Raw genomic sequence first — 5,905 nt, 5'->3', positions numbered from 1 at the left:
ACGATCGGAGACACACCGTGCGCACACCCACGCTCGCCGACCCGACCCCGTCGACCACCACCGCGGGAACCGCTGTGCTCCTGCACACGGAACCCGGCCGCCCGCCCGTCCTCACCGGCGACCTCGACCTGGACCGCGGGCCCGTCGGCGACCACCTGGAGTCCGCCGCGCGCCTGATCGAGGCCCTGCCGCCGCGCGTCGCCCGCAGCGCGTCCCAGCAGCGCGACGCGTCCGCCCTGCACGCCGGGGCGGACGCCCTGCGCCGACGGTTCCTCGCCGTCCACGCGGAGGGCGTCTACGCGGAACTCACCGACGGCCTCACCCGCCACCCCCGCCTGGACGAGCTGACCGCGCTCGCCGCCGCCCGCTTCCCCGGCCTCGTCCCCACCCGCGCCCAACTGGCCGACGACGCACGGCACATGCAGCGCAACAAGGAGGGCTGGGAGGTCGCCGTCGGCACCTTCTTCCAGGCCGTCCTGAACGCGCCGACGGCCGGCAACCACCTGCTGCGCTCCATGCTCCGGCCCACCGAGCGGGCCCGCGCCGCCCTCCTCGACTTCCAGCTCACCGGCCGCGCCGACCTCGGCATCGCCACCGTCACCCGCCAGGACGGCATCGCCCATCTGGAGCTGTGCAACGACGAGTTCCTCAACGCCGAGGACGACGCCGCCGTCGAGGCCCTGGAGACCGGCACCGACCTGGTGCTGCTCGACCCGGCCAGCCACGTCGGCGTGCTGCGCGGCGCCGCCCAGTCCCACCCCGCCCACGCGGGCCGGCGCGTCTTCAGCGCCGGCATCAACCTCACGCACCTGTACCACGGCGACATCTCGCTCCTCGGCTTCCTGCTGCGCCGCGAGGCCGGGTACATCGCCAAGTTCGTGCGCGGCCTGTGCCTGGACGACACGGCGGGCGAGGGCTGGTGGCCGGACGCCGACAAGCCGTGGGTGGCGGCCGTCGACGCCTTCGCCATCGGCGGCGGCATGCAGATCCTGCCCACCATGGACCGGGTCGTCGCCGCCGACGACGCCTGGTTCAGCCTGCCCGCCATGGAGGAGGGCCTGGTCCCCGGCCTCGCCAACATGCGGCTGCTGCACTCCACCGGGTCGCGGCTCTCGCGGCGCCTCGTCTTCTGGGGGCAGAAGCTGCGCGCCACCGACCCCGAGGCGTCCCTCTTCGTCGACGAGACCGTGCCCGCGGACGCCATGGACAACGCCGTGCGCGCGGCGGCGGAGCACCTCGACCACCCCGCCGTCGGCGCCAACCGGCGCATGCTCACCATGGTCGAGGAGCCCCTCGACCTGTTCCGCCGCTACCTCGCCCAGTACGCCTACGAGCAGTCCCGCCAGCTGCACAGCCCCGCGCTGATCAGCACCCTGGAGCGCACCTGGATCCACCGGAACCGGGCGACGAGCGGCGGCGGTCAGCGATGACGGTGCTCGACGCGCCCCCGCCGCCCGCCTCCGCGCCGCCCGCCTCCGCGCAGGCCCCGGCCGAGGCCCGTACCGCGCTGAGCCTGTACCGGGCGATGGTCGTCGGCCGGGCCTTCGACCGGACCGCCACCGCGTTCACCCGGCAGGGCCGGCTCGCCGTCTACCCCTCCTCGCGCGGCCAGGAGGCCTGCCAGACCGGCTCGGTGCTCGCCCTGCGCCCCACCGACTGGATCTTCCCCACCTACCGGGAGAGCGTCGCCCTGCTGACCCGCGGCATCCCCGCCGAGGACGTCCTCACCCTTTTCCGCGGCGACCGGCACTGCGGCTACGACCCGGCCGCCCACCGCACCGCCCCCCAGTGCACCCCGCTGGCGACCCAGTGCCTGCACGCGGCCGGGCTCGCCGACGCGGCCCGGATGCGCGGCGACGACGTGGTCGCCCTCGCCTACATCGGGGACGGCGCCACCAGCGAGGGGGACTTCCACGAGGCCGTCAACTACGCGGCCGTGCGGCGCGCCCCCGTCGTGTTCTTCGTCCAGAACAACCAGTACGCGATCAGCGTCCCCCTCAGCAAGCAGACCGCGGCCCGCTCCCTCGCCGACAAGGCGCCCGGCTACGGCGCGACCGGCGTCCAGGTCGACGGCAACGACGCCCTCGCCGTGCACGCCGCCGTCACCGAGGCGGCCCGGCGGGCCCGCTCCGGCGCCGGCCCCACCCTGATCGAGGCCCTGACCTACCGCGTCGAGGCGCACACCAACGCCGACGACGACACCCGCTACCGCTCCGCCGACGAGGTGGCCGCCTGGTCCGGCAAGGACCCGGTCGCCCGCCTGGAGCGGACCCTCGTCGACGACGGCGTGCTCGACGCCGCCGGCATCGCCGAGATCGCCGCGTCCGCCGACGCGCTGACGGCCGCCCTGCGCCGCGACTTCGCCGAGCCGCCCCGGCGCGACCCGATGGAGATGCTCCGCCACGTCTACCACCAGCCGCCGCACCACCTGCGCGAGCAGGCCGCGCTCCTGGCGGGTGACCCCGCGGTGCGAGGAGGAGAGGACCGATGACGCCGCCCACCGTCACCCTGGCCAAGGCCCTCAACGCCGCCCTGCGGCACGCGATGCGCGAGGACGACCGCACCCTCGTCTTCGGCGAGGACGTCGGCACGCTCGGCGGCGTCTTCCGCGTCACCGACGGGCTGACCGAGGAGTTCGGCGAGGAACGCTGCTTCGACACGCCGCTCGCCGAATCGGCGATCATCGGCACCGCCGTGGGCATGGCCATGTACGGCTACCGGCCCGTCGTGGAGATGCAGTTCGACGCCTTCGCCTACCCGGCCTTCGAGCAACTCGTCAGCCACGTAGCCAAGTTCCGCTCCCGGACCCGCGGCGCCCTGCCCCTGCCGCTGACCGTCCGCATCCCCTACGGCGGCGGCATCGGCGGCGTCGAGCACCACAGCGACTCCTCCGAGATCTACTACATGGCCACCCCCGGCCTCACCGTCGTCACGCCCGCCACCGTCGCCGACGCGTACTCGCTGCTGCGCCGCTCCATCGCCTCGCCCGACCCGGTCGTCTTCCTCGAACCCAAGCGCCTGTACTGGCAGAAGGACGAGGTGGCGCTGCCTGTCGACACCGGGCCGCTCGGCTGGGCCGCGATCCGCAGGCCCGGCACCGACGCCACCCTCGTCACGTACGGGCCGACCCTGCCGGTCGCCCTCGCCGCCGCCGAGGCCGCCGCCGAACACGGCCGCAGCCTGGAGGTCGTCGACCTGCGCACTCTGTCCCCGTTCGACGAGGACACGGTCGCCGCCAGCGTCCGCCGCACCGGACGCGCCGTCGTCGTCCACGAGGCCCACGGCTTCGCCGGGCCCGGCGCCGAGATCGCCGCGCGGATCACCGAACGCTGCTTCTACCACCTGGAGGCGCCCGTGCGCCGCGTCACCGGCCTCGACGTGCCCTACCCGGCCCCGCTGCTCGAAGGCCACTACCTCCCCGACGTCGGGCGCATCCTCGACGCGGTGGAACGCCTGGAGTGGCCCGCGACCTCACGGACCTCCGGGGCCGCCGCGTGAACACCACCGCGCACTGGTACCGCTGCCCCGTACCCCGGCCGGCCGCCCGGGCCCGCCTCGTCTGCTTCCCGCACGGCGGCGGATCCGCGTCCGCCTACTGGGGCTGGCCCGCCCTGCTGCCCGACACGGTCGAGCTGCGGGCCGCCCAGTACCCCGGGCACGCCGACCGCATCGGCGAACCCTCGCACACCGATCTGCACGCCCTCGCCGACGCCGCGGCCGACGCCCTGCTCCCGCTCCTCGACCGCCCGTTGGCCCTGTACGGGCACAGCCTCGGCGCCCTCGTCGCCCACGAGACCGCGCTGCGCCTGGTGGCCGCGGGGCACGCGCCGATGCGGCTGACCGTGTCCGGCATGCCGCCGCCGCACCGCGTCAGGCCCGGCACGGTCCACCTCGGCACCGACGCCGAACTCCTCGCCGAACTCCGGCGCCTCGAAGGCGTCCCCGACGAGGTCCTCGACCACCCCGACCTGGTCGAACTGGTGCTGCGCACGGCCCGCGCCGACTACGCGCTCGCCGAGACCTACACCCGGCGCCCCGGCCCCCTGCCCGCCCTGCCCGTCACCGTGCACCGGGGCCTCGCCGACCCAGAGTTCGCCGCCGAGGAGGCGGCCGAATGGGACCTCGCGACCACCGGGGACGTCCGCCATCGGACCTTCCGCGGCGGCCACTTCCACCTGGCCGAGGAGCCCGCACCGGTCCTCCTCGAACTGGTCGACGACCTCGTCAGCGACATGTCAGCCCCGCGTCGGCGGACCGGACCAGCCTGGACGGGGACCGCTGCACACGCGGCCCCCGCACGTCCGACCCGTCCAGCATCAGCAACCGGGAGACCGTCATGAGCAACCCCTTCGAGGACGCCGAAGGCACCTACCTCGTCCTGGCCAACCACGAGGGCCAGTACTCGCTGTGGCCGTCCTTCGCCGAGGTGCCCGCCGGATGGACCGTCGCCCTGCCGGCCACCGACCGCGAGAGCGCCCTCGCCCACATCGGCGAGCAGTGGACCGACATGCGGCCCAAGTCCCTGGCCGACGCCATGGACGGGGCCGCGGCGTGACCTCGGCCGCGCTGCTCGACTCCCCGCGGGCCGCGCCCCTGCTGGCCACCTCCGACCTCCACGCCAGCCTCACCGACCCGGCCCTGACCTCGATGACCCTGCTCAACGAGATCACCGGCGACCACCCCGACGCCGTGTCCTTCGCGGCCGGCCGGCCCTACGAGGGCCACTACCGGACCGAGGCGCTCCACCGTCACCTGCGGCGCTACACCCGGTACCTGGAGCAGGAACGCGGCCTGGACGAGGAGCGGGTGCGCCGCACCCTGTTCCAGTACGGGCCCACCAAGGGCATCATCAACGAGCTGGTCGTGCGCCAGCTCCTGGCCGACGAGTCCATCACGGCCGATCCGGAGGCGGTGGTCGTCACCACCGGCTGCCAGGAGGCCATGGTCCTGCTGCTGCGCGCACTGCGCCGCGACGCCCAGGACGTCGTGCTCGCGGCCGTGCCGACCTACGTCGGGTTCACCGGCGCGGCCCGCCTCACCGAGACCGCCGTCCGCCTGGTCCCCGAGGGCGCGGACGGCCTCGACCCCGAGGAACTGGCCCGCGCCGTCGCCCGCGCCCGCGCCGACGGCCTGCGCCCGCGCGCCTGCTACGTCATCCCCGACTTCGCCAACCCGGGCGGCTCCCGGATGTCCCTCGACGACCGCAGGCGCCTGCTGCGGGTCGCCGAGGAGGCGGACATCCTGCTGATCGAGGACAACCCGTACTCGATGTTCCACGACGGCCAGGGACGGCTGCCCACCCTCAAGTCCCTCGACACCGCCGGCCGCGTCGTCTACATCGGCTCGTACGCCAAGACCGCCTACCCGGGCGCCCGGATCGGCTACGTCATCGCGGACCAGCCGGTCGCCCAGGGCGGACTCTTCGCCGACCAGCTCGCCAAGCTCAAGAGCATGTTCACGCTCAACACCTCGGCGCTGTCCCAGGCCGCGATCGGCGGACTGCTGCTCGAGCACGACTGCAGCATGGAACGCGCCTGCGCCCGCGAGGCCGCCGTCTACCGCCGCAACCTGCGCGCGCTCCTCGACGGACTCGCCGCCCGCTTCCCGCGCGACGGCGACAGCGGCGTCAGCTGGAACGTGCCCGCGGGCGGACTCTTCGCCGTGGTGAGCGTCCCCTTCGTCGCCGACGAACAGGCCCTGGAGGAGTCCGCCCGCCGCTTCGGCGTGCTGTGGACCCCGATGCACCACTTCTACGCGGGCACCGGAGGACTCCACCAGCTCCGGCTCTCGTACTCCGTGCTGACCCCGCAGGAGATCGCCGTCGGCCTCGACCGCCTCGCGGCCCTGGTCGAGGCTCGCTCGGGCCGCGCCTGACGTCCGCCCCCGCGCCCCCGCCGCGCATCAG

Annotated in this window: 6 protein-coding genes; all 6 read left to right on the top strand. The window is 74.6% G+C overall.

The annotated features are described in order from the left end of the window. Positions 1-17: 17 nt before the first annotated feature. The 6 genes from ACIBTU_RS35205 to ACIBTU_RS35180 are packed head-to-tail and all read left to right on the top strand — an operon-like array spanning position 18 to position 5,874. On the top strand, positions 18-1,430 hold the full coding sequence (locus ACIBTU_RS35205) for an enoyl-CoA hydratase/isomerase family protein (RefSeq protein ID WP_399130754.1): 1,413 nt from the start codon (positions 18-20) through the stop codon (positions 1,428-1,430). Further along, positions 1,427-2,491 (top strand): pyruvate dehydrogenase (acetyl-transferring) E1 component subunit alpha, encoded by a 1,065-nt coding sequence (gene pdhA / locus ACIBTU_RS35200; RefSeq protein ID WP_399130753.1) that lies wholly within the window; start codon positions 1,427-1,429, stop codon positions 2,489-2,491. Before ACIBTU_RS35205 ends, pdhA begins: the two co-directional genes overlap by 4 nt. Continuing rightward, complete coding sequence (locus ACIBTU_RS35195) at positions 2,488-3,498, top strand: alpha-ketoacid dehydrogenase subunit beta (protein ID WP_399130752.1); 1,011 nt, start codon at positions 2,488-2,490, stop codon at positions 3,496-3,498. Before pdhA ends, ACIBTU_RS35195 begins: the two co-directional genes overlap by 4 nt. Further along, on the top strand, positions 3,495-4,340 hold the full coding sequence (locus ACIBTU_RS35190) for a thioesterase II family protein (protein ID WP_399130751.1): 846 nt from the start codon (positions 3,495-3,497) through the stop codon (positions 4,338-4,340). Before ACIBTU_RS35195 ends, ACIBTU_RS35190 begins: the two co-directional genes overlap by 4 nt. Further along, complete coding sequence (locus ACIBTU_RS35185) at positions 4,337-4,555, top strand: MbtH family protein (protein WP_399130750.1); 219 nt, start codon at positions 4,337-4,339, stop codon at positions 4,553-4,555. Before ACIBTU_RS35190 ends, ACIBTU_RS35185 begins: the two co-directional genes overlap by 4 nt. Continuing rightward, the gene (locus ACIBTU_RS35180) at positions 4,552-5,874 is read left to right on the top strand and encodes a PLP-dependent aminotransferase family protein (RefSeq protein WP_399130749.1); all 1,323 of its coding nucleotides are present in this window, start codon (positions 4,552-4,554) and stop codon (positions 5,872-5,874) included. Before ACIBTU_RS35185 ends, ACIBTU_RS35180 begins: the two co-directional genes overlap by 4 nt. Positions 5,875-5,905 lie beyond the last annotated feature (31 nt).

Origin of the sequence: Streptomyces sp. NPDC050145, from assembly GCF_044460245.1 — a bacterium.
Lineage (GTDB): Bacteria > Actinomycetota > Actinomycetes > Streptomycetales > Streptomycetaceae > Streptomyces.
Note: the sequence above shows the minus strand (reverse complement) of the source record. Positions and strands in the feature narration are given on the sequence as shown.

What these genes read in the sequence shown, in the direction of transcription:
- ACIBTU_RS35195 (WP_399130752.1), top strand. Translation starts at nt 2,488, where the DNA reads ATGACGCCGCCCACCGTCACCCTGGCCAAGGCCCTCAACGCCGCCCTG.
- pdhA (WP_399130753.1), top strand. Translation starts at nt 1,427, where the DNA reads ATGACGGTGCTCGACGCGCCCCCGCCGCCCGCCTCCGCGCCGCCCGCC.
- ACIBTU_RS35185 (WP_399130750.1), top strand. Translation starts at nt 4,337, where the DNA reads ATGAGCAACCCCTTCGAGGACGCCGAAGGCACCTACCTCGTCCTGGCC.